This window comes from Polaribacter ponticola (genome assembly GCF_026191475.2).
Lineage (GTDB): Bacteria > Bacteroidota > Bacteroidia > Flavobacteriales > Flavobacteriaceae > Polaribacter > Polaribacter ponticola.
The window spans coordinates 2,371,967-2,396,171 of sequence record NZ_JAOSLC020000003.1; the positions used below are offsets into that span (position 1 = coordinate 2,371,967).

At 28.3% G+C, this 24,205-nt stretch carries 25 protein-coding genes and 4 pseudogenes; 7 read left to right on the forward strand and 22 right to left on the reverse strand.

All coding sequences use genetic code 11. The annotated features are described in order from the left end of the window. Positions 1-298: 298 nt before the first annotated feature. Both N5A56_RS15965 and N5A56_RS15970 read right to left on the reverse strand, forming a co-directional pair. The gene (locus tag N5A56_RS15965; protein WP_274270552.1) at positions 299-793 is read right to left on the reverse strand and encodes a methylated-DNA--[protein]-cysteine S-methyltransferase; all 495 of its coding nucleotides are present in this window, start codon (positions 791-793) and stop codon (positions 299-301) included. Beyond that, positions 793-1,557 carry a TatD family hydrolase gene (locus tag N5A56_RS15970; RefSeq protein WP_265726452.1) on the reverse strand — a complete coding sequence of 255 codons (765 nt, stop codon included), beginning with the start codon at positions 1,555-1,557 and terminating at the stop codon, positions 793-795. The genes N5A56_RS15965 and N5A56_RS15970 overlap by 1 nt, the downstream gene beginning before the upstream one ends. Before the next feature lie 100 nt (positions 1,558-1,657). Between N5A56_RS15970 and N5A56_RS15975 the strand changes: the two genes are divergently transcribed. The 3 genes and pseudogenes from N5A56_RS15975 to N5A56_RS15985 form a co-directional block, all read left to right on the forward strand. After that, a complete protein-coding gene (locus tag N5A56_RS15975) occupies positions 1,658-3,016 on the forward strand; it encodes a DEAD/DEAH box helicase (RefSeq protein WP_265726591.1) in 1,359 nt (452 codons plus the stop codon). Next, positions 3,016-3,381, forward strand: a complete 366-nt coding sequence (locus N5A56_RS15980) for a Na(+)-translocating NADH-quinone reductase subunit F (RefSeq protein WP_265726451.1) — start codon at positions 3,016-3,018, stop codon at positions 3,379-3,381. The genes N5A56_RS15975 and N5A56_RS15980 overlap by 1 nt, the downstream gene beginning before the upstream one ends. 114 nt (positions 3,382-3,495) lie before the next feature. Further along, positions 3,496-4,200, forward strand: a pseudogene (locus N5A56_RS15985) (IS110 family transposase); the annotation flags it as partial. Positions 4,201-4,355: 155 nt separating this feature from the next. On the opposite strand, the gene N5A56_RS15990 reads toward N5A56_RS15985, so the two are convergent. Both N5A56_RS15990 and N5A56_RS15995 read right to left on the reverse strand, forming a co-directional pair. Then, positions 4,356-5,861: a pyridoxal phosphate-dependent decarboxylase family protein gene (locus N5A56_RS15990; RefSeq protein ID WP_274270553.1), complete on the reverse strand. Its 1,506-nt coding sequence runs from the start codon at positions 5,859-5,861 to the stop codon at positions 4,356-4,358. Between the two features lie 144 nt (positions 5,862-6,005). Then, complete coding sequence (locus N5A56_RS15995; protein ID WP_265726448.1) at positions 6,006-6,851, reverse strand: OmpA/MotB family protein; 846 nt, start codon at positions 6,849-6,851, stop codon at positions 6,006-6,008. Between the two features lie 273 nt (positions 6,852-7,124). On the opposite strand from N5A56_RS15995, the pseudogene N5A56_RS16000 reads away from it, so the two are divergent. Then, positions 7,125-7,957 (forward strand): annotated as a pseudogene (locus N5A56_RS16000) (FAD:protein FMN transferase). A 100-nt stretch (positions 7,958-8,057) separates the two neighbouring features. After that, entirely contained in the window at positions 8,058-9,380 is a 1,323-nt protein-coding gene (locus N5A56_RS16005) for a hypothetical protein (protein WP_265726447.1), read from the forward strand. On the opposite strand, the gene N5A56_RS16010 is transcribed toward N5A56_RS16005, so the two are convergent. The 4 genes from N5A56_RS16010 to gpmI all read right to left on the reverse strand — a co-directional run bounded on the left by N5A56_RS16010 (position 9,377) and on the right by gpmI (position 13,157). Then, entirely contained in the window at positions 9,377-10,147 is a 771-nt protein-coding gene (locus N5A56_RS16010; protein WP_265726446.1) for a class I SAM-dependent methyltransferase, read from the reverse strand. The genes N5A56_RS16005 and N5A56_RS16010 overlap by 4 nt on opposite strands. A 3-nt stretch (positions 10,148-10,150) precedes the next feature. Then, entirely contained in the window at positions 10,151-10,957 is an 807-nt protein-coding gene (gene map, locus N5A56_RS16015; protein WP_265726445.1) for a type I methionyl aminopeptidase, read from the reverse strand. Positions 10,958-11,025: 68 nt separating this feature from the next. Continuing rightward, positions 11,026-11,637, reverse strand: coding sequence for a thioredoxin family protein (locus tag N5A56_RS16020; RefSeq protein WP_274270554.1), 612 nt, complete (start codon positions 11,635-11,637; stop codon positions 11,026-11,028). A 2-nt stretch (positions 11,638-11,639) separates the two neighbouring features. Beyond that, the gene (gene gpmI, locus N5A56_RS16025; RefSeq protein ID WP_265726443.1) at positions 11,640-13,157 is read right to left on the reverse strand and encodes a 2,3-bisphosphoglycerate-independent phosphoglycerate mutase; all 1,518 of its coding nucleotides are present in this window, start codon (positions 13,155-13,157) and stop codon (positions 11,640-11,642) included. A 227-nt stretch (positions 13,158-13,384) separates the two neighbouring features. On the opposite strand from gpmI, the gene N5A56_RS16030 reads away from it, so the two are divergent. Together N5A56_RS16030 and N5A56_RS16035 are read left to right on the forward strand one after the other, a co-directional pair. Next, positions 13,385-15,124: an aromatic amino acid hydroxylase gene (locus N5A56_RS16030; protein WP_265726442.1), complete on the forward strand. Its 1,740-nt coding sequence runs from the start codon at positions 13,385-13,387 to the stop codon at positions 15,122-15,124. A gap of 49 nt (positions 15,125-15,173) precedes the next feature. Continuing rightward, positions 15,174-15,449, forward strand: a complete 276-nt coding sequence (locus N5A56_RS16035) for a rhodanese-like domain-containing protein (RefSeq protein WP_265726441.1) — start codon at positions 15,174-15,176, stop codon at positions 15,447-15,449. A 6-nt stretch (positions 15,450-15,455) separates the two neighbouring features. Here the strand turns inward: N5A56_RS16035 and N5A56_RS16040 are convergent, their stop codons facing one another. The 14 genes and pseudogenes from N5A56_RS16040 to N5A56_RS16095 all read right to left on the reverse strand — a co-directional run bounded on the left by N5A56_RS16040 (position 15,456) and on the right by N5A56_RS16095 (position 24,172). Beyond that, the gene (locus N5A56_RS16040) at positions 15,456-16,109 is read right to left on the reverse strand and encodes a response regulator transcription factor (RefSeq protein WP_265726440.1); all 654 of its coding nucleotides are present in this window, start codon (positions 16,107-16,109) and stop codon (positions 15,456-15,458) included. 45 nt (positions 16,110-16,154) lie between these two features. Next, on the reverse strand, positions 16,155-16,586 hold the full coding sequence (locus tag N5A56_RS16045; RefSeq protein ID WP_265726439.1) for a sensor histidine kinase: 432 nt from the start codon (positions 16,584-16,586) through the stop codon (positions 16,155-16,157). 3 nt (positions 16,587-16,589) lie between these two features. After that, a pseudogene (locus N5A56_RS17770) lies at positions 16,590-17,171 on the reverse strand (histidine kinase); the annotation flags it as partial. Between the two features lie 64 nt (positions 17,172-17,235). Then, positions 17,236-17,970: a tetratricopeptide repeat protein gene (locus N5A56_RS16050; protein ID WP_265726438.1), complete on the reverse strand. Its 735-nt coding sequence runs from the start codon at positions 17,968-17,970 to the stop codon at positions 17,236-17,238. 15 nt (positions 17,971-17,985) lie between these two features. Then, entirely contained in the window at positions 17,986-18,396 is a 411-nt protein-coding gene (locus N5A56_RS16055; protein ID WP_265726437.1) for a sensor histidine kinase, read from the reverse strand. Between the two features lie 3 nt (positions 18,397-18,399). Then, positions 18,400-18,795 (reverse strand): annotated as a pseudogene (locus tag N5A56_RS17775) (histidine kinase); the annotation flags it as partial. Continuing rightward, a complete protein-coding gene (locus tag N5A56_RS16060) occupies positions 18,792-19,001 on the reverse strand; it encodes a hypothetical protein (protein ID WP_274270555.1) in 210 nt (69 codons plus the stop codon). The gene N5A56_RS16060 and the pseudogene N5A56_RS17775, both read right to left, overlap by 4 nt. A 224-nt stretch (positions 19,002-19,225) precedes the next feature. Then, the gene (locus N5A56_RS16065; RefSeq protein ID WP_274270556.1) at positions 19,226-19,855 is read right to left on the reverse strand and encodes a tetratricopeptide repeat protein; all 630 of its coding nucleotides are present in this window, start codon (positions 19,853-19,855) and stop codon (positions 19,226-19,228) included. Positions 19,856-19,860: 5 nt separating this feature from the next. After that, positions 19,861-20,136 (reverse strand): hypothetical protein, encoded by a 276-nt coding sequence (locus N5A56_RS16070; RefSeq protein ID WP_265726435.1) that lies wholly within the window; start codon positions 20,134-20,136, stop codon positions 19,861-19,863. 7 nt (positions 20,137-20,143) lie between these two features. After that, positions 20,144-21,457, reverse strand: a complete 1,314-nt coding sequence (locus N5A56_RS16075) for a hypothetical protein (protein ID WP_265726434.1) — start codon at positions 21,455-21,457, stop codon at positions 20,144-20,146. 100 nt (positions 21,458-21,557) lie between these two features. Further along, a complete protein-coding gene (locus N5A56_RS16080; RefSeq protein ID WP_265726433.1) occupies positions 21,558-22,010 on the reverse strand; it encodes a hypothetical protein in 453 nt (150 codons plus the stop codon). A gap of 98 nt (positions 22,011-22,108) precedes the next feature. Then, entirely contained in the window at positions 22,109-22,582 is a 474-nt protein-coding gene (locus tag N5A56_RS16085) for a DUF6252 domain-containing protein (protein WP_265726432.1), read from the reverse strand. 77 nt (positions 22,583-22,659) lie between these two features. After that, positions 22,660-23,658, reverse strand: a complete 999-nt coding sequence (locus N5A56_RS16090; protein ID WP_265726431.1) for a hypothetical protein — start codon at positions 23,656-23,658, stop codon at positions 22,660-22,662. A 7-nt stretch (positions 23,659-23,665) separates the two neighbouring features. Further along, the gene (locus N5A56_RS16095) at positions 23,666-24,172 is read right to left on the reverse strand and encodes a hypothetical protein (protein ID WP_265726430.1); all 507 of its coding nucleotides are present in this window, start codon (positions 24,170-24,172) and stop codon (positions 23,666-23,668) included. Positions 24,173-24,205 lie beyond the last annotated feature (33 nt).

Genomic DNA, 24,205 nt, shown 5'->3' on the forward strand with positions numbered 1-24,205 from the left:
CAGATTCAGAAATTCTTTTTTTGGTAGCGTCAAAAACTTTAAATAATTGTGAGTTGATTGTAATAGAATCTATTTGAATTGTATCTTTTTTTACTTCAAAAGTTTTAGATCTAAATTCTTTAGATTTAGTTTGTGCTTGGATATAAAAACCAAGGAAGAAGAAAGTTAATAAAAAAACTTTTTGTACATATATGAACTATACGGAAATAAAGTAAAAATAGTTTTTTATATTTTAATTAGTATAAAAAAATATCTTTTAAGTTATTGTAGAAATAAACAAAACTTAGATTTTCTAAAATTAAAAAAGAGATTGTTGTTTTACCGGGTTTTCATGAGCTAATAACCATTTTTTACGCCAAATTCCACCAGCATAACCAGTTAAAGAACCGTCTGACCCAATAACTCTATGGCAAGGTATTATAATCCAAATAGGGTTTTTACCATTTGCAGAAGCAACTGCTCTTATTGCTTTTACATCACCCAAAGCTTTACTTTGTTCTAAATAAGTTCTTGTTTTGTTATAAGGTATGTTTAAAAGTTCTGCCCAAACTCTTTTTTGAAAATCGGTTCCTTGGGGATTTAACTTTAAAGTAAAGTTGATTCTTTTACCAGAAAAATATTCATCTAATTGTAAAACACAATCTTGTAAACAAGTTGGTGTTTTTGAATGTAACAATTTATCAGAAATTGCATCATCATTTAAAACAGAAACCGATTGAATACCGTTTTCGTTCCCTATAATTTTAGCAATTCCTAAAGGTGTTTTATAATATGTGGTTTGTGTTTCTTGCATTAAACGCCGAATACATCTTTTGAATTCTGAGTTGTAATTTCTGCAATTTCTTTAAAAGAAAGGTTGTAAATATCTACTAATTTATCAACAACGTTTGTAATAAAGGCGCTTTCGTTTCTTTTACCTCTAAACGGAGTAGGAGCTAAGTAGGGAGAATCTGTTTCTAAAACAATATGTTTTATATTAATTTCATTTAAAAATTTATCTATTTTACCATTTTTAAAAGTAGCAACACCACCAATTCCTAATTTCATATTGTAAGAAATAGCTTGTTTTGCTTGCTCTAAAGTACCCGTAAAACAATGAAAAATCCCTCTTAAATCTTCACTTTTTTCAGCTTCTAAAATTTCAAAAATTTCATTGAAAGCATCTCTACAATGTATGTTAATAGGTAGCTTTTTTTCTTTTGCCCATTGTATTTGCGTTCTAAAAGCTTCTTGTTGTTGGGTTAAAAAAGTTTTATCCCAATATAAATCCATACCAATTTCTCCTATTGCACAAAAATCTCTTTTTTCTAACCATTCTTTAACAAGATTTAGTTCTTCTAAATAGTTTTCTTTTACAGATGTAGGATGCAAACCCATCATTAAAAAAACATCATCTGGGTTTTCTTTTTCTAAAGACAACATGTTTTCTGTGTATGAAGAATCTATTGCAGGAATAAAAAACCTAGAAACCCCAGCGTCTTTAGCGCGTTGAATCATTGTTTTTCTATCATTATCAAATTGATCTGAATATAAATGTGTGTGCGTATCTGTAATCATTATTGGTGTGAATTTCGAATGCAAAATTACTAAAATTTCCTTCTCAAAACAGGTATTGCTGCTCGTTTTATAAAGCTTACCTTTGCAAAAAATATTAAGAATGACTTTTGAAGATTTAGGAATCTCTAATCAATTGCAATATGCTATTGACGATTTAGGTTTTGTAAACCCAACTCCAATACAAGAACAAGCATTTTCTGTTGTAAGATCGGGTAAAGATGTTGTAGGAATTGCGCAAACAGGAACAGGAAAAACCTTTGCGTATATGTTGCCTATTTTACAAGAATTAAAGTTTTCTAAACAAAAACACCCAAGAGTATTGGTTTTAGTACCTACTCGTGAGTTGGTTATTCAGGTAGTTGAACAAATAGAGCAATTATCAAAATACATTAATAATCGTGTTTTAGGTGTGTATGGTGGTACAAACATTAATACCCAAAAACAAGCCATTTTACAAGGGCAAGATATTATAGTTGCTACACCTGGTCGTTTATATGACTTGGCATTAAGCAACGCATTAAAACTTAAATCTATTCAGAAATTAGTAATTGATGAGGTAGATGTAATGTTAGATTTAGGGTTTCGTTTTCAGTTGATGAATATTTTTGATGTAATCCCAGAAAGAAGACAAAACGTTTTGTTTTCTGCAACCATGACAGATGATGTAGATGCCTTAATTTATGATTTCTTTAAAGAACCTCAGAAAATTTCTGTAGCGGTTAGTGGAACGCCATTAGATAATATTGAACAAGTTTCTTATAATATTCCTAACTTTTTTACAAAAGTAAATTTGTTAAATAATCTTTTAAGAGATAAAGAAACGTTTCATAAAGTGTTAATATTTGTTGGTTTTAAAAGAACTGCAGATTTACTATTTAAACATTTAGAAGAAGGTTTTAACGATGAAATGTGTGTAATACACTCTAATAAAACTCAAAATTATAGAATACGTTCTATAAAACAGTTTGATGAAGGTAAAAACAGAATTTTATTAGCTACAGATGTAATGGCACGTGGTTTAGATTTTGATAAAGTTTCTCATGTTATTAATTTCGATACACCAGATTTTCCAGAAAACTATATGCACAGAATTGGTAGAACTGGTCGTGCAGAAAAAGCAGGAAAAACAATTCTTTTTTCTACAGAAAAAGAACAAGAGGCAAAAGAAAGAATTGAGACTTTAATGAATTATAAAATTCCTGTTTTAGAACTTAATGAAGATGTTGAGGTTTCTAAATTATTAACCGAAGACGAACGCCCAAAAGAAGATAGAGAGCAATCTAAAAACAGAACAACTTTAGAGTATGTTCCTGGACCCGCTTTTCATGAAAAGAGCGAAAAAAATAGTAAAACAAACCAAGGAGGTTCTTATAGAAGGGAAATAGCTGCAAAATATAAGAAACCAAAAACTAGAGGTGATAAAAATTATAATAAGCGCAATAAGAAAAAGAAAAAATAATGCAAGTTTTAACGAAGCAAGAATTGCATAATTTGGCAATGAATATTGTAGGTAAAAAATTGCAAAAAATGGGTTACGAGTTCCAAGCAATTAATAGTCAATTAAAAAGGCATCCTCAGTTTGTATTGTTTAAAAAAGGCGAACCCACTATTTTTGTATTGGTAAGAGCATCTAATAATATTCAGAACCCAAATGACTATGATGTTCTTTGGATGGAGACTTTTAAAAACCATGCAAAAAAACAAAATGCTAAAGTTTGGTTTGCTGGCGTTGGAATAGCAAATGCTGAAAGTGTAGAAAACCCTGTTTTTAAAGATCAACCTTATTATGTGGCTTTTGATGACTTTACAAAGATTTTGGAGTAAGTTCGCTAACGGTCTTGTATATGGTTTGTTGCGTATTTTAAGCACTAAAGCTAGTAAATAAAAACCGAATAGAAAATCCGAAAGGATTTTCGTAAGTAGGCTAAAACTAGCAATAAATTATATACGGATAAGGCTGATGCAAAAGCGACTTGTAATTATGGATTAACCCAAGAAGTACCTTTTTATACTGCACTTACAGATGTTCAAAGTGAATGTTTGCAGTTGTTTCGCTTGATGGATAATCAATTAAAAATAAGAACGGCTACAAAAAACAAAATTCACGGCGAAAAAGTTTTAGGAATCCCATCACCTTATGTGTATCGTTCACTAAAACGAACGCTTAAATATTTAGATAAAGAGTTAAAAGGAATAGAGCATAAATTGTTGTCTTTAGTAAAGAAAGAACATCAAAAACAGTTGACGCTATTGCAAAGTATTCCTGGTATTGGTTTGAAGACAGCGTTGTTTTTAATAGTAGTTACAGATGGTTTTAAGAAGTTTGAGACGTCATCACAATTGTGTAGTTATGCAGGAATAACACCCACAATTAGAGAAAGTGGAAGCAGTGTAAGAGGTAGAGCCAGAATAAGCAAAGTTGGTAATAGAAAATTACGGAATTTACTTTTCTTATGTTCTTTTAGCGCCTATAAACATAATAAGGGTTGTGCAGCAATATTTGAACGAATAACCAACAAAGGAAAGAGTAAAAAACTAGCATTAATCGCAGTTTCCAATAAACTATTAAAACAATGTTTTTCGATAGTTAAATCAGGAATTCCTTATGATGAAGCTCACGTTTCAGTCTTAAAAGTGAAATAAAAAAATAAAAGTTATAATGATAATTTTAGCTTGTTGAATTGGAAATAAATCGACCAAAGGAGATTTATTCTACTTCAACAATGCTAGAAGACTATTGCCTAAATTTAATGAAGAATTTGTTTGGTTTTTAACTCAGTTATTTGTTGTTCAATGGTTTAATTTAATTCAGTTAAGGTGTCATCTAAGTATTTTTTAATAATATCGAGCAAAAGATCTATCTGTTCAAGATGCGTTCTAAATTGTACAATTGCTATTCGTATCCAAAACACATTATTTATGTTCGTTGATGATAGAAATATACGTCCATCATTTTGAATGGCTTCAATTAATTCTCTGTTGAATAAATTTGCATCTTCATCTTTGGGAACATACCTAAAAATAGCAACAGAAAGTTCTGGTTCTGGACCTACTTCAAACCTTTCTATTTTTTGTATTTCATCATAAAAATACTTTGTTAGGTTTAGTTTTTCTTCTAAAGCTGCTCTAAAAGGTTTTAAACCAAATAACTTTAACGGAAGCCACATTCTCATCCCTCGAAAATGCTTTGTTTGTTCGGTAGATATGTCTGCAGGTGAAATTTCATCTTCCTTACCAATAATATCTTGCATATAGTCAGCTTGATAATGATATGCCTTTAATAGATTTTCTTTGTCTTTTATAAGTATAGCACCTGTTCCATAGGGTATAAATAGTGTTTTGTGTGGATCTAAGGTAATAGAATCGGCTTCTTTGATACCTTTAAATTTAGAATCTAATTCGTTCACCAACTTAAAAAATCCACCATAAGCACCATCTACATGAAACCATAGTTTGTGTTTTTTAGCTATAACAGCAATTGATTCCAGAGGGTCAATTGTTCCAGTATTAGTTGTCCCAAAAGATGCATTAATATAGAAAGGAATCAAACCATTTTTTCTATCTTCAATAATTACCTTTTCTAAATGTTCTGCGGAAAGTTTTAGGTTTTCGTCTAAAGGAATAAATCTTAACTTGGCTTCAGATAATCCCGAAATTCTGATAGCTTTTAATATGGAATGATGTGCTTGTTCTGTAAGATAAATAACAGATTTTTCAATATCTCGAGCTTTTATGTTATGAACTTCACGAGCTGTTACCAAGGCCATTAGATTAGCAGTTGATCCGCCAGAAGTTAAGTTGCCAAAAGAATTTTCAGGATAATCCATTAGACGACACATCCATCTGATAATCATGTTTTCTAAACGAACCGCTCCAGGTGCTGCATAAAATACTCCTGCATAACGATTGCTAATTGCTGCAATATAATCTCCAAGAGCAGAAGGATAAAGTCCTCCACCAGGAATGTAACCCATGTGTCCTCCAGAAGCTGGATTTATACCAACTCCGTCAATATTTTTTGTTGTGCTATCTAATAATGAAGTTAATTCAATCGCTTGCTCATCAATATCTAAATTGTATATATCCTTGCCATTTTTTTTAGACTGTATAAAAGCTTTTGAAGTGTCCAAGTTGTTTATGAATATATTGGAATAATCTAAAACTTCAGAGTTCCATTTTTCTCTTATACTTTCTTTAGGATCTAAAAGGCGGGATAATTTCTCTAACTCTTTAATTTTATTAATCATAGTTAAATAAAAGTTCTGAATGTTGTTGTATTGTATACTTGTGGCTAACGTTAACACGAATATGCAACGTTTGAATGTTTTATATTCGTAGTTAGCGAAGTTCGGCTTTTTAAATTAAAAAATCAATAGGAAAAACACTCTATTTAAACAAAAAAAACCAACTCAAAAGAGTTGGTTTTAAAATATTATAAAAACTAAAAATTAGTTAGCATCTTGCTCTAATAAATCAAAAAACTGATTTAATTTAGGCATAATAATAATTTTTGTTCTTCTATTTTTCGCTTTGTTTTCTGCAGTGTCATTTGGTCCTAAAGGAATGTATTGACTTCTACCAGCTGCAATTAATCTTTGAGGTTTAACACCATATTTGTATTGTAAAATTCTAGTAATAGAAGTTGCTCTTAAAGCAGATAAATCCCAATTGTCTTGAATGATGTTTCTTTTAATTGGAGTTGCATCTGTATGCCCTTCTACCATTACTTCCATTTTAGGTTGGTCGTTAATTACTTTAGCTATTTTTTCTAAAACAGTATAAGCATTATCTGTTACGTTGTAACTTCCGCTTTTAAATAAAAGCTTGTCTGAGATAGAGATAAAAACTACCGTTTTTTCAACATTAACCTCAATATCTTTATCCTGTATACCGTCTGTTAAGTTTTTAGTTAAGTGATATTTAATAGCAAGATTTAAAGAATCTTTTTGGGTCATTGCTTTTCTAACACCATTAATATATCTGTCTTTTTCACTTAATTGAGAAATAACACTTTTAATATTATCTGAAGATGACTGTGTTAAAACCGTTAAGTTTTCAACTTGTTTTAAAGCTGTTTTCTTGTCGTCTTTTAAAGATTTTACTTGTTCTGTTAAAGAAAATACTTGGGTAGATTCTTTTTCATTTTCAATTAAACATTTTTGTAAACTAGCTTTTACATTTACTAACTCTGTTTTAGCTTGGTCATGTTGTTCTTGTAATGCAACAAACTCTTTTTGTGATACGCAAGAGCTAGCTAAAATTGCAGATAATAATAGTAATGATATTTTTTTCATCGTTAAAAGATTAAATTCGAGAAACAAATTTAGCAAAAACGTAAGACAAAAAGTAGTAATAAGAATATTTTGTGAAAAATTTATGTACTATTTTTGTTTATTCATTATTAGATTTATGAAAATTAAAAAAATAGCACTTTTTGTTGCAGTTATTATATTTTTAATAGCTTGTAATCAAGAAAAAAGAAAAATGACTTTACCTTACAAGGTTTCGTATTCGGTACAAGTTATAAAATTACTTATTTAAATACCAATGTAAACTACCAAAAGTCTATAGATAGTTTGTTTTTATTGGTAAATAAATCTACATCAACTTATATCCCTACTTCAGATATTTCAAAAATTAATAATGGTGATTCTACAGTTATTGTAGACGCTATTTTTTCTGAAGTTTTTAAAAAGTCGAAAAGAATCTATAAAGAAACCAATGGTTTTTTCGATCCTACGGTTGGTAATTTAGTTAATGCTTATGGTTTTGGCCCTAAGAAAGAAATAAAAAACCTTACCCAAGCAGAAGTTAAGCAAGAAATGCTTTTAGTTGGTTTGGATAAAATTACCTTAACAGATAATAAGATTGTAAAAGAAAACCCCGCAATATATTTAGACTTTAACTCGATTGCAAAAGGTTTTGGAATTGATGTAATAGCTCGTTTTTTAAACGAAAAAAAGTAGCCAATTATTTAATAGAAATTGGAGGAGAAATTAGAGCTAAGGGAACAAAATTAAATAATGAACCTTGGTTGATAAAATTGGTTAACCCAGTAAAGTCAGAAAACAACGATGGTTTTAAAATGATAAACCTTTCTAATAAATCGATGGCTACTTCTGGTAACTACAGAAAATTTAGAGTTTCTAAAGAGGGTAAAAAATATGTACACACTGTAAACCCTAAAACAGGTTTTGCAAAAGAGAGCAATTTGTTAAGTGCATCTGTAATAGCAAATACAGATTGTGCAGACGTAGATGCGTATGCAACAGCTATAATGGCAATGGGATTAGAAAAAGCAAAAATATTTCTGAAAAAGAACAATCAATTAAAAGTTATTTTGCTATTTTTTGATTTAGAAGGAAACATTAACGAATATTCCACATATACCTACAATTAGGTATGTTACCTTTGAGTATTAATCCTTATTTTTGCTATATTGCAAGCCAAACTAAGTTTTTAAAATTATACTACTAAATAAAGCTATGAAGAATAAAGCTATGAAGAATAAACTATTAATTACACTTATCTGCTTTTTTGCATATTCCACGATAAGTTTTGCTCAGTCAGATAAAGTTATTGCTAAAGCTTATATGAAAAGGGCTAATGAAGCTGCAGGGAATATTGATTTTGAAGGTGCTCGTATTTCTTTTGATAAAGCAATAAAAAGGATGGACACTATTTTAGATAAAAAAGTAGCTGCTTTAGGCTCTATAATTTATTTCGAAATTCATCATCAAAGACCAACAGAAAAAGAACAGTTAGAATTTTTAGAGAAAGCAAGAGATTATTCTAAACAGTATTTTCTTTTAGAAAAGAATACTACATCAGAAGATTATTTAAATAATACAGAACATTCAATTCTTATTATAGAAAATATTGAAATTCTAAAGAATAAAATTCAAGCAGCAGAATTAGAGCGTTTAAGAAAAGAAAAAGAATTAAGAAGAATAGATTCTTTAAAAACAGTTTGGAAAAATAAATCTGAAGCCCTTACTTTAAAAGTAGATAGTATTTATAGTTTTAATAAAAATAATATTGCTATTTATCAAAAAGATGACTTTTTTGGGGTTATAGATGATAGAGGTAAAATATTAATTGAAGCTATCGAATATAAAGATGCATTAAGCTCAGAAGGCTTTATTCTTTTAAAGAATAAAAAAGAAGAGACCAATAAAATTTATTGTTTTAATACGAATGATAAAGCTGGATTTCTTTTACCGAGTGCTTCAGACTTCAATTCACTTTCTACACATTACGGTAAAATTATGTTACCAAGAGGTAATGGTAGACTTGTAACTTATCCTAACAATTCTTTTCAACCAATGGTTTACGATTTAAACGTAAAACAGGTTGTAAGGGTTGCTAATCAAACAGAATTATTTAAAAATTTAAAAAAGTCTGATGCCATTGGAAAGTATAATAAAGATGGCGAAGTAAAAGTTGGTAAAACTTGGTATGTATTTGGAGGTCATTTAGGAGGTGGAATTCACCCACTTTATTTAGAAGGAAATTACAATATTGATGCTTTTCTTTGTTCTATTGATGGTACGAGGCTTTTTACAGCCAATGGAACCCAATATATAGGTGCTTTTTACAATAACAAGTCACAAACAATTAAGAAAGGAAAAACGATTTGGATTAATCAAAACGGTACAAAAGTGAGTAAAGCTAAAGATGAATTCGCAGGTTATACTGGAGATTCTGAAGTAGTAAGGTTAAGTAAAGGTAACTACCAAATAATGAGAAATGGAGTAGTTATTATTGGAGATGAAGAATTGGAAAAAATGGGAGAATTCTTAAGAAAATATAGAGGAAACTAATTCTTATAACATACAGGAAGAATTTCATTCTTCATTAAACAAAATCGTTCTAGTTTTTCTGGAGCGATTTTTTTTGTGTAATCAATCTCATCAACTTTAAAACCAATAGAACGTAATTTATTAAAATAATCTCGTCCGTAAACTCTTACATGATCGTATTGACCAAAAATTTTAGCACGTTCTTTTTTATCAGTTATTGTATTATCTTCAAAAGTAACGTCTCTAGATAGGTCTTGTGGAATTTGAAATATTCCAAATCCGCCTTTTTTCATTACCCTAAAAAGCTCTTGCATTGCCTTAGTATCATCTGTAATGTGTTCTAAAACATGATTGCAAAAAACAACATTAAAAGTATTATCTTCAAAAGGAAGATTGCAAATATCTGCTTTTACATCTGCAATGGGGCTTTCTAAATCTGATGTAGTATAGTCTAAATTTTTTTGATTTCTAAATAAGTCTAAAAAACATTGTTCTGGAGCTATATGTAATGTTTTCAGTTCTTTTTTTGATGTAAAAAAAGAAGTTTCATCTTTTAAAAACAACCACATTAATCGATGTCTCTCTAAAGATAATGTTGAAGGAGAAAGTGCATTTTCTCTTTGTTTTCCATAACCATATGGTAAAAATTTTCGAAAACTTTTACCATCTATAGGATCTGTAAATTTATGACCTTTTAAAGTAAATGCAATAACTGGTCTAACTAAGTAACTTGCTTTTATTAACCAAGGTCTTGGTACTGTGTTTAATATGGATTTGAATATAGACACGTATTAACTTGCTCTAAATTCATCTTCAACATCAGTTACTATGCCTAATGCTTCATTTACATACTTAAAAGTAGAAAGTAATTCTGGTTTACCGTTAACAATAGCAATATCATGTTCAAAATGAGCAGAAGGTTTGTTGTCTAATGTTGTAATTGTCCAACCATCGGCATGTTGTCTTATTTTTTGAGTTCCTAAATTTGTCATTGGCTCAATGGCAACAACCATTCCTTCAACAAATTTTTTCCCTCTTCCTCTTTTACCATAGTTTGGCATTTCTGGATCTTCGTGCATTTCTCTACCTAAACCATGCCCAACAAGTTCTCTTACAACTCCATAACCATGTTTTTCTGTAAAATTTTGTATTGCAAAACCAACATCTCCAACTCGGTTGCCAACTTTAAATTCTCTAATACCAACGTATAAACTTTCTTTTGTAACGTCTAATAATTTTTGAATTTTAGAATCTATTTCGCCTACGGCAAAAGTATATGCATGATCTCCGTAAAAACCATTCTTCTTTGCACCGCAATCTATAGAAATAATATCTCCTTCTTTCAAAGGAGTTTTATTTGGGATTCCATGAACTATTTGTGAGTTCGGACTCATACAAAGCGTGTTTGGAAAATCATATAAACCTAAAAAACCAGGTATTGCTCCTTGTTCTCGTATAAATTCTTCTGCAAGTTTATCTAAATATAAAGTAGAAACACCAGGTTTTACCTCTTTAGCAAGCATACCTAATGTTCTAGAAACTACTAAAGCACTTTCGCGCATAATTTCTATTTCTTCTCTGGTTTTAATTTTAATCATTTTAAAAAAATTGAACCGCAAAGTTACTATATTTATTAGAATTTATTTCTTAAGAATAAGCAAGATATTTATTTGCTTTTATCGTAAGAATGTTTGTAAGGTTGACCAGAAACTATTTTTAAAATATCTTTTTCTAATGTTTCTCTAGGGTATTCTACATAACGACCAATTTCTCTACCATCTTTATAAAAAATATAAGTAGGTACTCTTATAATATTAAATCCTTGTTGAAGGTTATCTGGAGTTCTTTTACTTCTATTTACAGTTACTAACTCAAAATCATTTTCATCAAACCCAGTTTCCTCTAAAATTTTGTAAAAACGAGGAGTCTCTCTCTTGCTATCGCCACACCAAGTACCCATAAAACCTTTTATAGTATATCCTTTAATTGCTTCTGTTAGTTTTCCAATTGTTTCTTTATCAGTTGTGTATTCTTCGTACCTACTGTTAAACCAACCTTTAAAAGCTTCGTCAGAAAAAGAATCTTTGTTAGCAACGCCAACTAAATAACCATTAGTGTCTTTTTTTGCAGTAATTGCTTTTACCACTTTTTTTATTTCTTTTTTTATAACTTTGGGCTCTTCTTTTTTAGATTTAACAAGTGTGGTTTGTGTTATGTTTTGTGATGTTCCACAAGAGATAAAAAGTGCTGAGAGTATAAGGATTATTGTATTTTTCATAATTATAAAAGTGATTTTTGGGTCATTTCTTTAGGTTGTTCCACTCCAATTAACTCTAATATTGTTGGAGCAATATCACCCAATATACCACTTTTTATTGATTTGATTTCTTCATCGATTAAAATGAAAGGAACTGGGTTTGTTGTATGTGCAGTGTGAGGTGAACCATCTGGATTCATCATTGTTTCACAGTTTCCATGATCTGCAATTAATAAAGTGGAGTAACCATTTGCTAAACCAGTTTCAATTACTTCTTTTGCACATTCATCTACAGTTTCACAAGCTTTAATAGCAGCTTCCATTATACCTGTATGGCCTACCATATCTCCATTAGCAAAGTTTAAACAAACAAAATCGGCTTCACCTTTTTCTAAATCTTCACAAAGTGCATCTTTTAATTCGTAAGCAGACATTTCTGGTTTTAAATCATACGTTGCAACTTTTGGCGAGTTTCTTAAAATACGAGATTCACCATTAAAAGGTTCTTCTTGTCCGCCAGAGAAAAAGAAAGTTACATGAGGGTATTTTTCAGTTTCTGCAATTCTAATTTGTTTTTTACCAGCTTTAGATAAAACTTCACCCAATGTATTTTTAATATTATCCGTATTGTAAATTACGTTTATTCCTTTAAAAGAAGCATCATACAACGTAATAGTTGTAAAATACAAATCTAATTTTTTCATACCAAAATCAGGAAAATCATTTTGAGATAAAGCATTTGTTAACTCTCTTCCTCTATCTGTTCTGTAATTGAAAAAAATTACAGCATCGCCTTCTTTTATACTTGTTTTTGGCGAGCCATCTTTATTTGTAGCAATTATTGGTTTATGAAATTCATCTGTAATTCCTGCTTCATAATTAGTATTCATTGTAGCAATAAGGTTGTTAGATTTAGTTCCTTCTGCATTTACAATTCCGTTATAAGCTTCTTTAACACGTTCCCATCTATTATCTCTATCCATAGCATAATATCTTCCTGTAATAGTAGCTATTTCGCCACCATTATCATTCATATATTCTTGTATATCATTTATAAAATAGGTTCCAGATTTAGGATCACAATCTCTACCATCTGTAAATGCATGTAAAAACACATTATCTACGTTATTTTCTTTTGCTACGTCTATTAAACCTTTTAAATGGTCTATATGAGCATGAATTCCTCCATTAGAAACTAAGCCTAAAAGATGAACGTTCTTGTTATTTTCTTTTGCGTATTTAAAAGTATCTAATAATACTTTTTCTTTACCCAATGTTTTTTCTTTGACAGCTTTATTTATTCTAGCTAAATTTTGATAGACAATTCTACCCGCACCAAGGTTCATATGACCAACTTCTGAATTCCCCATTTGCCCTTCAGGTAAGCCAACATGCTCACCATCTGTTCGTAATTCTGCATGTGGGTATTTGTTATATAAATTATTGATAAATGGAGTTTTTGCATTATAAATTGCGGAAACTTTTGGGTCTTGTGTTATTCCCCAACCGTCTAAAATCATTAAGATAACTTTCTTGTTCATTGTTGTGTTTTATACTGTAAAAATAAGAAAGATTTTGATGGTTATTTTAAATTTTTACGAAACCGATAGCGTAAAGTTTTTTCTATTTTAAAAAGTGATTATTCTTTATTGATTTTAATTTTAGGTGGGAATTTTAAAATATATAATAAAAGAATTTTTAATAGCAAACAGTGCTTAATGAATTGTAAAATTCGTAATTTTACATAGTAAATTTTATCAAATACTTAATGGAATTACATTTTGAAATTAATGAAGTAACACAAAAGTTACCCAAACATTTACATAAGTTTATTGTTAAGCAACCTTATAATGAATACACTTCTCAGAACCAAGCTGTGTGGAGATATGTTATGAGAATGAATGTTGATTATTTAAGTAGAGTTGCTCATAAATCTTATTTAACCGGACTTACAAAAACAGGTATTTCTGTAGAAAACATTCCTCACATGGAAGGAATGAATAGAATTTTAAAAGAAATTGGCTGGTCTGCAGTTTCTGTAGATGGGTTTATTCCTCCAAATGCCTTTATGGAGTTTCAAGCATACAATGTTTTAGTAATTGCTTCAGATATGAGAACCATAAATCATATAGAATATACACCAGCACCAGATATTATTCATGAAGCTGCAGGTCATGCACCAATAATTTCAAACCCTGAGTATTCAGAATATTTAAGACGTTTTGGAGAAATTGGAAGTAAGGCTATTTCATCTTCTAAAGATTATGAAATGTACGAAGCTATTAGGCTTCTATCAATTTTAAAAGAAGACCCAAATTCATCTGAAAGTGAAATAAATGAAGCTCAAAAACAAGTGGAGTGGTTGCAAGATAATATGGGTGAATTGTCTGAAATGGCACAAATAAGAAATTTACATTGGTGGACAGTAGAGTACGGTTTAATAGGAACTTTAGAAAACCCTAAGATATATGGAGCAGGTTTATTGTCTTCTATAGGTGAGAGCGCTTGGTGTATGCAAGAAGCGGTTAAGAAAAAACCGTATTCTATAGAAGCTGCTAATATAAGTTTTGATATTACTAAGCCACAACCACAGTTATTTGTTACCCCAGATTTTGCTTATTTAAGTTTAGTTTTAAATGAGTTTGCAAATACGATGGCGTTAAGAAAAGGAGGGTTAAATGGTGTTAAAAAGTTAATAGATTCTAAAAACTTAGGAACTATTGAATTATCTACAGGGATTCAGATTTCTGGAGTTTTTACAAATGTAATTCAACATAAAAACAATAAGGTTGCCTATTTTCAAACTTTAGGTCCAACTGCTTTAGCTAATAGAGATAAAGAATTAATTGGCCACGGAATTTCTTATCATGCAAATGGATTTGGAAGCCCGATAGGGAAATTAAAAGGAATAAATTTAAATATAGAAGACATGAGCCCGAGAGATTTAAGGGCTTATGGAATTTATGAAGGTGAATTTATGACATTAGAATTTGAAAGTGGTGTAATTGTAAAAGGAAAAGCGATAACAGGAACAAGAGATTTAAGAGGTAAAATTTTAATTATTTCTTTGGATGATTGCACAGTTACTTATAAAGACGAAATTCTTTTTAAACCAGAATGGGGAATTTACGATATGGCAATTGGTAAAGAAGTTATTTCTGCATATTCTGGCTCTGCAGATGTGGCTTCTTTTGAAGATACAAGTAAAGTTTCTGAAGTTAAAACACATAAAATTAAATATTCTGAATCTGAAAAAGAATTGTATACTTTATATGAGGAGGTAAGAACTTTACGAGAAAATAAATCATCTACAGAAGAAAAAATTATAGAAATATTTAAGCAATTAAGTACAAATTTTCCTAACGATTGGTTATTACTTTTAGAGTTGTATGAATTAGCTTTAACTAATAATTTTTCTATAAAATCTAGTATTTTAAATGCATTAGAAAACTTAAAAAGTAATAAAAGTTACACAAAACTTATAGAAAATGGTTTAAATTTGCATTAACTATAAAATAGATAACATGGGCTTATTTAACATGTTTAAAAGAAAAGATATGAGTTTAGAAATTAAAGAGTATTTAGAAAAAGATGCAATAATTTTAGATGTAAGAACTCAAGAAGAATGGGATGAAGGGCATACTGAAAGCGCAAAGCATATTGTTTTAAATTTAATTCCTTTAGAAGTTGAACAAATTAAATCTTGGAATAAACCAGTAATTGCTGTTTGTAGAAGTGGTGGTAGAAGCGGGCAAGCAACTCAGTTTTTAAAACAAAACGGAGTAGATGTAATTAATGGCGGACCTTGGCAAAATGTAGATCAGCTTATATAAACATCTTTAAATTAAGTTGTTCTTTTTAGCTTTCATTACAGCTTCCATTTTACTATGTACTTGTAATTTTTTGTAAATATTTTCTATATGTTTTCTAACTGTAGAAGGAGATATAATTAAGTTTTCAGAAATGTTGTTATAATTTAAGCCTTTGCTTAGTTGTAATAGAATTTCTGTTTCCCTTTTTGTTAATTTTATATTATTAACAACTTCAGATTCGGAATTTAAAGAACTTGGGTCTCTTAATAAGTTTAATGTTTTTAACGCAATGCTTGGAGTCATTGGAGCACCACCTTCTGTTACTTCTATTATGCTTTTGTGTAAGTTTTCTGCATTTATTTCTTTTAAAAGGTAGCCATTTGCTCCGGCTTTAATTGCTTTAAATACACAATCATCATCGTCTACAACAGTTAGCATTATCACTTTAATTTGTGGATACTTATTTTTAATAAGTTCTGTAGCTTTTATACCATCCATTATTGGCATTTGAATATCCATTAAAACAACATCTATATTATGGTTTTCTTCTAGTTTGCCAATTAATTCGGCACCATTGTTAGCGTGGAATTTTATAGAAATATCATCAAAAAAAGAAAGTTTTTCTTTGATAGCTTTAACTAAAAAATAATTGTCTTCTGCAATACAAATTTTAAGGTTCATAGTTTTTTCTTTTTCAATAAATATAGCTATTATTTAAAAGCTTATTTATACGTCATTTGCCGTATTTTTTAAACTTACTTTTAAAATGATTTTAGTTCCCTTTTTCTTTTTAGAATCTATTTCTAGAAATCCGTTAACAGAATTCATTCGTTTTTTCATATTTGAAAGACCATTACCAAAATCAATTTTATCATTTTCAAAACCAATTCCATCATCTATAATTGTAGCGGTAAAATTAGTAGCTACTTTTGATAATTGAATTGTAATGTTCTTAGCTTCTGCATATTTAATAGCATTATTTATAGCCTCTTGTATTACTCTAAAAACATTCATTCCTATTAAAGAAGAAAAGCTACTATTCTTATCAATATTATATTCAACTTTAAATTGAGTAGAAGTAACAGCAATTTTTGCTTTTTCGGTAAAAGATAAAATTCTAGCGTGTAAATCTTCTACAGATATTTCGCTTTTATTCATTGCCCAAATAGTATCTCTTAATTGATGAATAGTGTCTGATGTAAACGAACTGATACTAGTTAGTTTAGATTTAAAATTGCTATTTACCTCTTTAGAAATGTATTTTAAATTATCGATTGAAGAGATAATAAACGTTAATTGAGAGCCAATGTTGTCATGTAAATCTCTTGATATTCTTAAACGTTGTTCTTGTAACCTGTTTTGAGTTTTTATTTTAGAAAGTGCATCTTTTAATGCTATTTCTTTTTGTAATTGTTTCTTTTTGTATTGATAACGATGGTAATATCCTAAAGATAAAATAGTTAGAATTATTAATGTTGCAGTTAATAGAGTTATGTATAGTTTTCTATTTTTTATAATTAACTTTTGTTTGGTTATTTCTTTTTCTTTTTCATTGGTTTCAAACTTAATTTTTAATTCAGCAATTTTCGAGTTTGTATTTCGGTTTAAAATACTGTCTTTTAATTGTGAGTATATTTTATAATATTTAAAAGCATTTTTAAAATCTTTACTTTGTTCATAGCTTTTATAAATATATTCTGTAGCATATTTTTTTAAAGGGAAATAAGAGTTTTTGTTTGCTATTTCTTCTGCTTTTTTAAAGTATTGTAATGAAGAATTAAACTGTTTTTTAGCAAAAAAAGATCACCTAAATATAGATAACTATCTGTAATCCCATAAATGTCATTCCTTTTTTTCTAATATCTAAAGATTCTTCTAACCTTTTTTCTGCTTCTTTAAATTTTCTTTGCTTAATATAAACCTGTGCAATATGGGTTTGCGCAAATGGTATACCAATACTATCTTTATTTATTATACTAAGTTTTAAAGATTTATTATGAAAATACAGTGCGCTGTCTAACTGTTCTTTTCGATGTTTTAAAACACCATAATTGTTATATGCTGCACTTAGTTCTATTGCTTTTAAATTGTTAATTTCTAATACTTTTATCCCTTTGTTCATATAAAATATAGCTTGGTTTAAATCACTATTTTTTATTTTCCAACCTAAGTTTATGTATGTATTGGCAATGTTTTCGTAGTCATTAATTTCTTCATAAATTTCTATAGCTAATAAATTATTGGCAATAGAAAGTTCTGTTTTTGATGAAAAATGATATGCCAAAGATTTGGCCTCATAGGCTTTAGCTAGAGATTTTTTATCATTAATTTTAATGGCTATTTGTTCTGCTTTTTTGGCAAGTAAAAGATATTTTTTAGCATCAATTAAAGCTTTGTCGTATTTAATTTTTAGAATAGAGTTTAAAAATTCTTTACTAGAAAGCGTATTTTCTGTAGCTAAAACATGGTCTAGATAATTTTGCTTCTGGCCAATTAAAACTGACGAAGTAAACAAAAACAGTAAAATTAAATTTTTAATCACCTTAAAAGTATAAGGCTACAATTTACAAATTATTTGAATATCAGTTCCTAAGAGTTTTTTTGAGCTAATATTTATTTTTCCATTAATTTCACTCATTCTTTTTTCCATATTAGACAAACCGTTTCCTAAATCTACAGTTTTAATATCAAAACCAGTACCATTGTCTTTAATAGAAATTTTTAAATCCTCATTATTTTTAGAAATTGAAATATTAATTTTTGAAGCTTCTGCGTATTTAATAGCATTGTTTATAGCTTCTTGTATTACTCTAAAAATATTCATCCCTTTTATAGAAGTAAGAGAAAAACTTTCACTTATTTCTTGTTTAATATCGAATTCAATATTCTCTGTTGCAGTTTTAGCTTTTTCTATGAACGATAGTATACGGGCATGTAAATCTTCAATAGTAATTTCACTTTTATTCATTGCCCAAATAGTATCTCTAAGTTGATGAATTGTATCGCCAGTAAATGAGCTAATACTAGATAATTTGTCTTTTAATTTACTATTTGCGTCTTTAGAGATGTATTTTAAATTATCTATAGATGAAATTATAAAAGTAAGCTGAGACCCAATATTGTCATGTAAATCTCTTGAAATTCTTAAACGTTGCTCTTGTAACCTGTTTTGTGTTTTTATTACAGAAAGCGCATCATTTAAATCAATTTCTTTTTGTAATTGTTTTCTTTTAAGTTGATTTCTTTTGTAAATACTTAAGAAAATTATAGCTAAAATAATAAGTATTGAAGATACAATTATAGCGTATAAATTTCTGTTTTTTATCTGTAATTCTTTTTCTAAAATCTCTTCTTTCTGTAATACTATTTCTTTTTCTTTTTTTCAGTTTGATATTTTGTTTCTAACTCTTGCAATACTTTTATATTCAATTTTTTTGCTAAACTATCTTTAAATGTTAAATATTTTTTATGATAAGTAAGAGATTTACGATAGTTTCTATTGTTCTCATAGTATTCTGTGTAATTTAAAAGAGCACTTTCAATATCTTCTGAAGTTTGATGCTTAATAGCCAAAACATAAGCACTATCTATATACTTTTTAGATTCTTTTGTTCTTTTGTTTTCTAATAGTACTTGAGCAATATTATTATAACTAGCACTTATGCCTGCAAAGTTTCCAATAATACGTTCTAGTTTTGCAGATTTGTTAAAATAATAAATAGAAGAATCTATTGCTCCTAGATAATAATGTATAGAACCAACATTATTTAAAGATTCTGCAATTCCTTTTTTATCATTTAATTTTTTTCTATTTGTAAAGAATACCTAAAGTTTTTTAAAGATGTTTCTAATTTGCCTTCATTTGCATAAACGATAGCAATGTTATTGTAAGTTTGTGAAATTCCTTTTTTATCATTTAAATTTTCAAACGTATGTTTAGCCTTGTTATAATATTCAAGAGATTTTTTATTTAAATTTAAGTAACTATAAACGATGGCAATATTATTATTTGCAGTAGCAATTTCTTTTAAACTTTTTTTTGCTTCATAAATTTTTAGCGCATTCAAATAATTTGAAATGGCATCTTTATACAGACCAAGTTTTCTGTTGCAAGCACCAATGTTAATATAAGAAGAAGCCTTAATTATAGAGTCTTTAGTAGTTTGTAAAGCTTCATTAGAATACTTTTTAGAAGTTATAAATTCTCCTAAATCTCTAAAAATAATTCCTAGATTATTTTTTGTTAAGCTTATGAGTTCTTTGTTCTTTTCTTCTTGAGCAAATTTTAATGTAGTTTTTAATAATTTTATAGCTTTTAGTTGATTTTCTTTATACGAAGCCATCGCTTCTATATTGTAATCTTTTTTTGATTGAGAAAATGAATTAACCCAAGCTAAAAAGAAAAATATTATTGTAATTTTTTTCATATTTTTTATTTAAAAACCTCACTTAAACTAAAGTCTATATTAAAAATGTCTACTTTAATTTGAAGTATTTTTCTTTGAGTAGAATTGTTGATTATTTTTATTCTTTCAGTAATATTTTTTAATTGATGTGCTTTCTTCTTTTCTGAATCCAGTTCTAAGTATAAATGTTTAAAGTGTTCTCTTTCAGATTCTTTTAATTTCTGGTAAGAGAGATAAAACCCTAATAATAGAACTATTATAATTGGGGGAATTATAAAAGGTATAAGAATTAATAGACTCATTAAAAATTTATTTTAAATAAAAAGACATACTGCTTTTTGTTTTTTCTACAATTGTTAAGAGACCGTTTACATAAAAATCGTTACTAGAACCTTTATCTTTTAATACTTTTTCTTTCTTAAAAACGTAAAGTACCCCTGTTTCTTTTTTGTTATTAGTTAGTGTCCATTGATATTTGTCTTCTAATTCTTTATAGTCATCTACTATAAATGAAAAAGTAAAGTTGTTAGATTTAAATTTTATATTAAAATCAACATTAGAGTTTCGTTTTAGGTTACCGAAATCTTTAATTTTTAAGTCTATTGTGCCTACAAGTTTTTTAACTTTATCGCTAAGGTATACATAGTCGAAATTCCAAGTTTTATTCTTTATGTAAGAAGAGTTCTTATTTGTTGAAGTTTTTTTCTCTTTCTTTTTAAGAGCTACAACTTCAACATTATCAAAGTTTCCTAATCTATTTATAAATTGTTTATCAAAATTACTACTACCTGTTACATCCCCATTTTCAAAATAGATTTCTCTAAAATAGAAATATTGATATTTACCAGATCTATAATGTTTTTTTACCCAATTATTTTTTTTATCATAAACATAGTCGTAGTTTGTTTCAGAAGTTTTTTTCTTACCTATGTTAACCGATTTTATGATATTATCATTTTTATCATAAGTATAAGATGTTTTCGAGTTTGAATATTTTCCATTAGATAAATATTTTGTTCTTAAATTATTACGATAGTTTGTAGTGTAATTGCCTGTTATGCTTCCGTCTTTACTACTATACCCCGTATAGATGTTAATTTTTTTATTCCCATTATAAGTTGTGTTGCTTTCAGAAGTAAGTTTTCCTTTTTTGTTATAAGATTTATTGCTAATTTCTCTTCCTTTTTTATCATTTACATAGGTTGTATATGATGTGTCTCCATTATTATAGATACTTTCTTTTTTTGTTAAAGAGCCTTTTTTATCATAAGTAAATTTATATTCAGAACTATATTTATCAATATGATCGCTAACATTTTTGGTGTTAATTAGTAGACCTTTAGAGTTGTAGTTATACATTTTTTTAGTTGCTTTAGCATCTGAATAAATACTATTATATAAGTAATACGTTTCTATTAGGTTTCCGTCACTATTATATCGATAAATGTTAACCGCTTTTTTTACAAAACCTCCACTTTCTTTATCGTATAAATAATAGTGCTGAATTGTTTTTCTTACTCTTTTATGTAGTTTTTTTGAAGCTAAATTATATTTTTCTGCCTGACTAAAATTTTTAAAAATAAAAATAAAAAGGAATAAGAATAGGAGTATTGCTTTTTTCATTGTCTTGTTTTTATTTATTTAATACTTTAAAGGAGGTGGTTAATATTTTATTATAGAAATAGTTAACCACCTGTAACCCTAAAAAACAATCTTAAAATTGTTACCTATCATTAAACTGACCTAACCATTTACCATCTGTTGTAGATGAAATATTTATTTCGTTTAAAGCTCCGTTGTTTTCAGAAACATCATAAGAAATCATGTCTCTACAAGTGTCTCTAAATTGAACTTCTGTTGAACCCGAAGTTGTTAACCTTGGATTTTTTATTGTTATACACTCTTGGCCTTCTACTTCTACTGTTAAAACGTTATCTAATAAGGTAAATGTTGCTTTAGTACCTTCAGAAAAAGGAGATTCTGCATCTGGAAAATGCATTGTTAAATTATAAGTACCTTCAATAGATGTAGCGGCTGTTCCAGGAGTGTCATTTGTAGTTAGGGTATAATTGCAAACATTACTACAACCTCCAGGAGTATTACCGTTATTACTTGAGCAAGCAGAAATAATAAATGCAGTTAAAAGACAGAGTGTTATTTTTTTTAGAGTTTTCATAGATGTATTTTTAAGTATTATTTTACAAATCTCTATAAATAATAGCCAAAAAAATACGGCAGATGCCGTATTTTTTTCCTTTTCATAACTTTTTAATGTTAGCTTTTTGTAGCGCTAAAAGTTCCTTCTGTTACTTCTTTTCTGTCACTTGGGCCATTATAACCAAGAAAAGTAAAAGTTCCAGAAACTTTGGTAGGTGTTTCTTCTGTAATTTCAATAGTTCCAGATCCAATATCAAAAGTAGAACTCCAGTTAGCAAACGGATTTAGGCTACCGTAAAGAATTGAGTTTGTGTTAGAAATTGCGTCGCCTGTTTTATAAGTTCCAATTCCATTATAGTTAGAAATTGTAATTCTTATATAATCTCCATTTGCATTAGAACCTCCAATAACAGCAACTCCATTTGTAATTACTGCACTAACTGTAGCTTTTAATGAAGTAAAAGATGTGCCATCTACTTTAGCTGTAAATGTACCTTCTCCCGTTAGACCTAAATCATCATCTGTAGCATCACTACAAGAGATAACAATAGAAAGACACATAAATAATAGTAAGTTTTTTAAATTTTTCATAATTTTTAATTTTTAGATTTATTCTTTTACAAAGGTCTATGAATAGTTAAAAATCAACAATAGGGCATTTGTCGTATTTATTTTTTTAAGCGTCTTTTTTTATTGTAATAACTAAAAAAGCATATTAAAAAAATACCAAATAGAAAAAGTAAACCGTAGTTTGCAATAAACATTGTAAAGCCAATTATTCCATTAGAAATTCCATCAACTTTATAAACGTTAGGAAGTTTAATTTCATCATAAGAAAAGTTATTAAAATTATTATTAGAATACAAGTCTATAGTTTTAAAATAGGATTCACTTTTTTTAGTAATTTCTTTAAAATTAAAGTTTTCTAACTTCTCCCCATATGTAATTACAAAGTTAGAATCTGGAGATTTTCCGTAATTAAACAAAGAGAATTTTAATGTTGAATTCTCTTTGTTAAAAAACAGTTTAGTTGGGGAACTTGATTTAATTTGATGAATTAAAATTTTATCTTTTAACTGTGTGTAAAAGTTACCTTTCTCTATTGGAGGTTTCCAAAGAGACCCAGTTTCTATTAAATAAATAAAAGCATTTTTTTTATTGGAGTTATAACCTCTTGTAATTTTAGCATTATTAGTATTCACTAAAAAATAAACAGTAAATTTTGTAATTTTATTTGGCGGAAAAGTAATACTCCAAACATACCAGTTATCATTTTCTTCATTTGGTTTTTTCATAAGAGTTGCAGCTTGTCCGTTTATTAATCCTTTAATTTTATATAAGCCATCGACTGTAACATTATTTGCATAATTATTATGGGTAATATTTTCGAACACATTATTTATAGGATAACCAACTTTTATAGTTAGTGTGTCTTTATTGGTGTTTTTAAAATAATAATTGCCTTTTACAGTAGCAAAACCATTGTAAATTTGCATGAAAATATTTTCAGATTTCATCTGAATTTTTTTATAAGCAATACTGTCTTTAGGATATAAGAGTTTAAAAACTCCACTTCCTCCTGCATTCCAAACACCAGGTTGTGCAGAGTTAGAAATTAGAAAACTTACGCTAATTATTAAACATATTAAATAGATAGATTTTTTCATAACATTATTAAAAAGTTGCAATTATTTTTTCTGCTTCTATCATTTTATCATTTGGTATTAGAATTCGAAACTCATCATTTATAGGGCCTTTTGAGGTAATCCATTGCACATCGAACTCAAGTAAATTTAAATTGTTTTTCGATTTTATAATTTTAAGGCTCTTAACTCTTTTTTTATTTCCATATAATTTAATTTTATGAGAGTTAATTAATAAATGATCTGAATAAATTTTAACTGATGGGTTTTTAACACCTTTTTTTAAATGCTTGTAGCTAAATTTAAACCTTAGCCATGGAATTAGAATTGCAAAAGAAATTGTAAACAGTACTCCTGTAAGTAAATTAGTTTTTCTTAAAATCATTAGCATTACTGTTCCTAAAGTTAGAATTCCAATACCAAAATAGACACTATCTTCTTTTTTGTTTTCTTTTTCTATAACAACAAATTCATTCCATTCTTTAATAGAATATTTCCATTCTGCTATTAATCTAAAATCAAGCTCCTTTTTATTCATTCTCACCAAAATCAATATATAGTTTAGAAGACG

Bases quoted from the DNA above. Each gene is read 5' to 3' on its own strand.
- N5A56_RS15965 (WP_274270552.1), bottom strand. From the start codon at position 793: ATGCAAGAAACACAAACCACATATTATAAAACACCTTTAGGAATTGCT.
- N5A56_RS15970 (WP_265726452.1), bottom strand. From the start codon at position 1,557: ATGATTACAGATACGCACACACATTTATATTCAGATCAATTTGATAAT.
- N5A56_RS15975 (WP_265726591.1), top strand. From the start codon at position 1,658: ATGACTTTTGAAGATTTAGGAATCTCTAATCAATTGCAATATGCTATT.
- N5A56_RS15980 (WP_265726451.1), top strand. From the start codon at position 3,016: ATGCAAGTTTTAACGAAGCAAGAATTGCATAATTTGGCAATGAATATT.
- N5A56_RS15995 (WP_265726448.1), bottom strand. From the start codon at position 6,851: ATGAAAAAAATATCATTACTATTATTATCTGCAATTTTAGCTAGCTCT.
- N5A56_RS16005 (WP_265726447.1), top strand. From the start codon at position 8,058: ATGAAGAATAAACTATTAATTACACTTATCTGCTTTTTTGCATATTCC.
- map (WP_265726445.1), bottom strand. From the start codon at position 10,957: ATGATTAAAATTAAAACCAGAGAAGAAATAGAAATTATGCGCGAAAGT.
- N5A56_RS16020 (WP_274270554.1), bottom strand. From the start codon at position 11,637: ATGAAAAATACAATAATCCTTATACTCTCAGCACTTTTTATCTCTTGT.
- gpmI (WP_265726443.1), bottom strand. From the start codon at position 13,157: ATGAACAAGAAAGTTATCTTAATGATTTTAGACGGTTGGGGAATAACA.
- N5A56_RS16030 (WP_265726442.1), top strand. From the start codon at position 13,385: ATGGAATTACATTTTGAAATTAATGAAGTAACACAAAAGTTACCCAAA.
- N5A56_RS16035 (WP_265726441.1), top strand. From the start codon at position 15,174: ATGAGTTTAGAAATTAAAGAGTATTTAGAAAAAGATGCAATAATTTTA.
- N5A56_RS16040 (WP_265726440.1), bottom strand. From the start codon at position 16,109: ATGAACCTTAAAATTTGTATTGCAGAAGACAATTATTTTTTAGTTAAA.
- N5A56_RS16045 (WP_265726439.1), bottom strand. From the start codon at position 16,586: ATGAATAAAAGCGAAATATCTGTAGAAGATTTACACGCTAGAATTTTA.
- N5A56_RS16055 (WP_265726437.1), bottom strand. From the start codon at position 18,396: ATGAATAAAAGTGAAATTACTATTGAAGATTTACATGCCCGTATACTA.
- N5A56_RS16065 (WP_274270556.1), bottom strand. From the start codon at position 19,855: ATGAAAAAAATTACAATAATATTTTTCTTTTTAGCTTGGGTTAATTCA.
- N5A56_RS16070 (WP_265726435.1), bottom strand. From the start codon at position 20,136: ATGAGTCTATTAATTCTTATACCTTTTATAATTCCCCCAATTATAATA.
- N5A56_RS16075 (WP_265726434.1), bottom strand. From the start codon at position 21,457: ATGAAAAAAGCAATACTCCTATTCTTATTCCTTTTTATTTTTATTTTT.
- N5A56_RS16080 (WP_265726433.1), bottom strand. From the start codon at position 22,010: ATGAAAACTCTAAAAAAAATAACACTCTGTCTTTTAACTGCATTTATT.
- N5A56_RS16085 (WP_265726432.1), bottom strand. From the start codon at position 22,582: ATGAAAAATTTAAAAAACTTACTATTATTTATGTGTCTTTCTATTGTT.
- N5A56_RS16090 (WP_265726431.1), bottom strand. From the start codon at position 23,658: ATGAAAAAATCTATCTATTTAATATGTTTAATAATTAGCGTAAGTTTT.
- N5A56_RS16095 (WP_265726430.1), bottom strand. From the start codon at position 24,172: ATGAATAAAAAGGAGCTTGATTTTAGATTAATAGCAGAATGGAAATAT.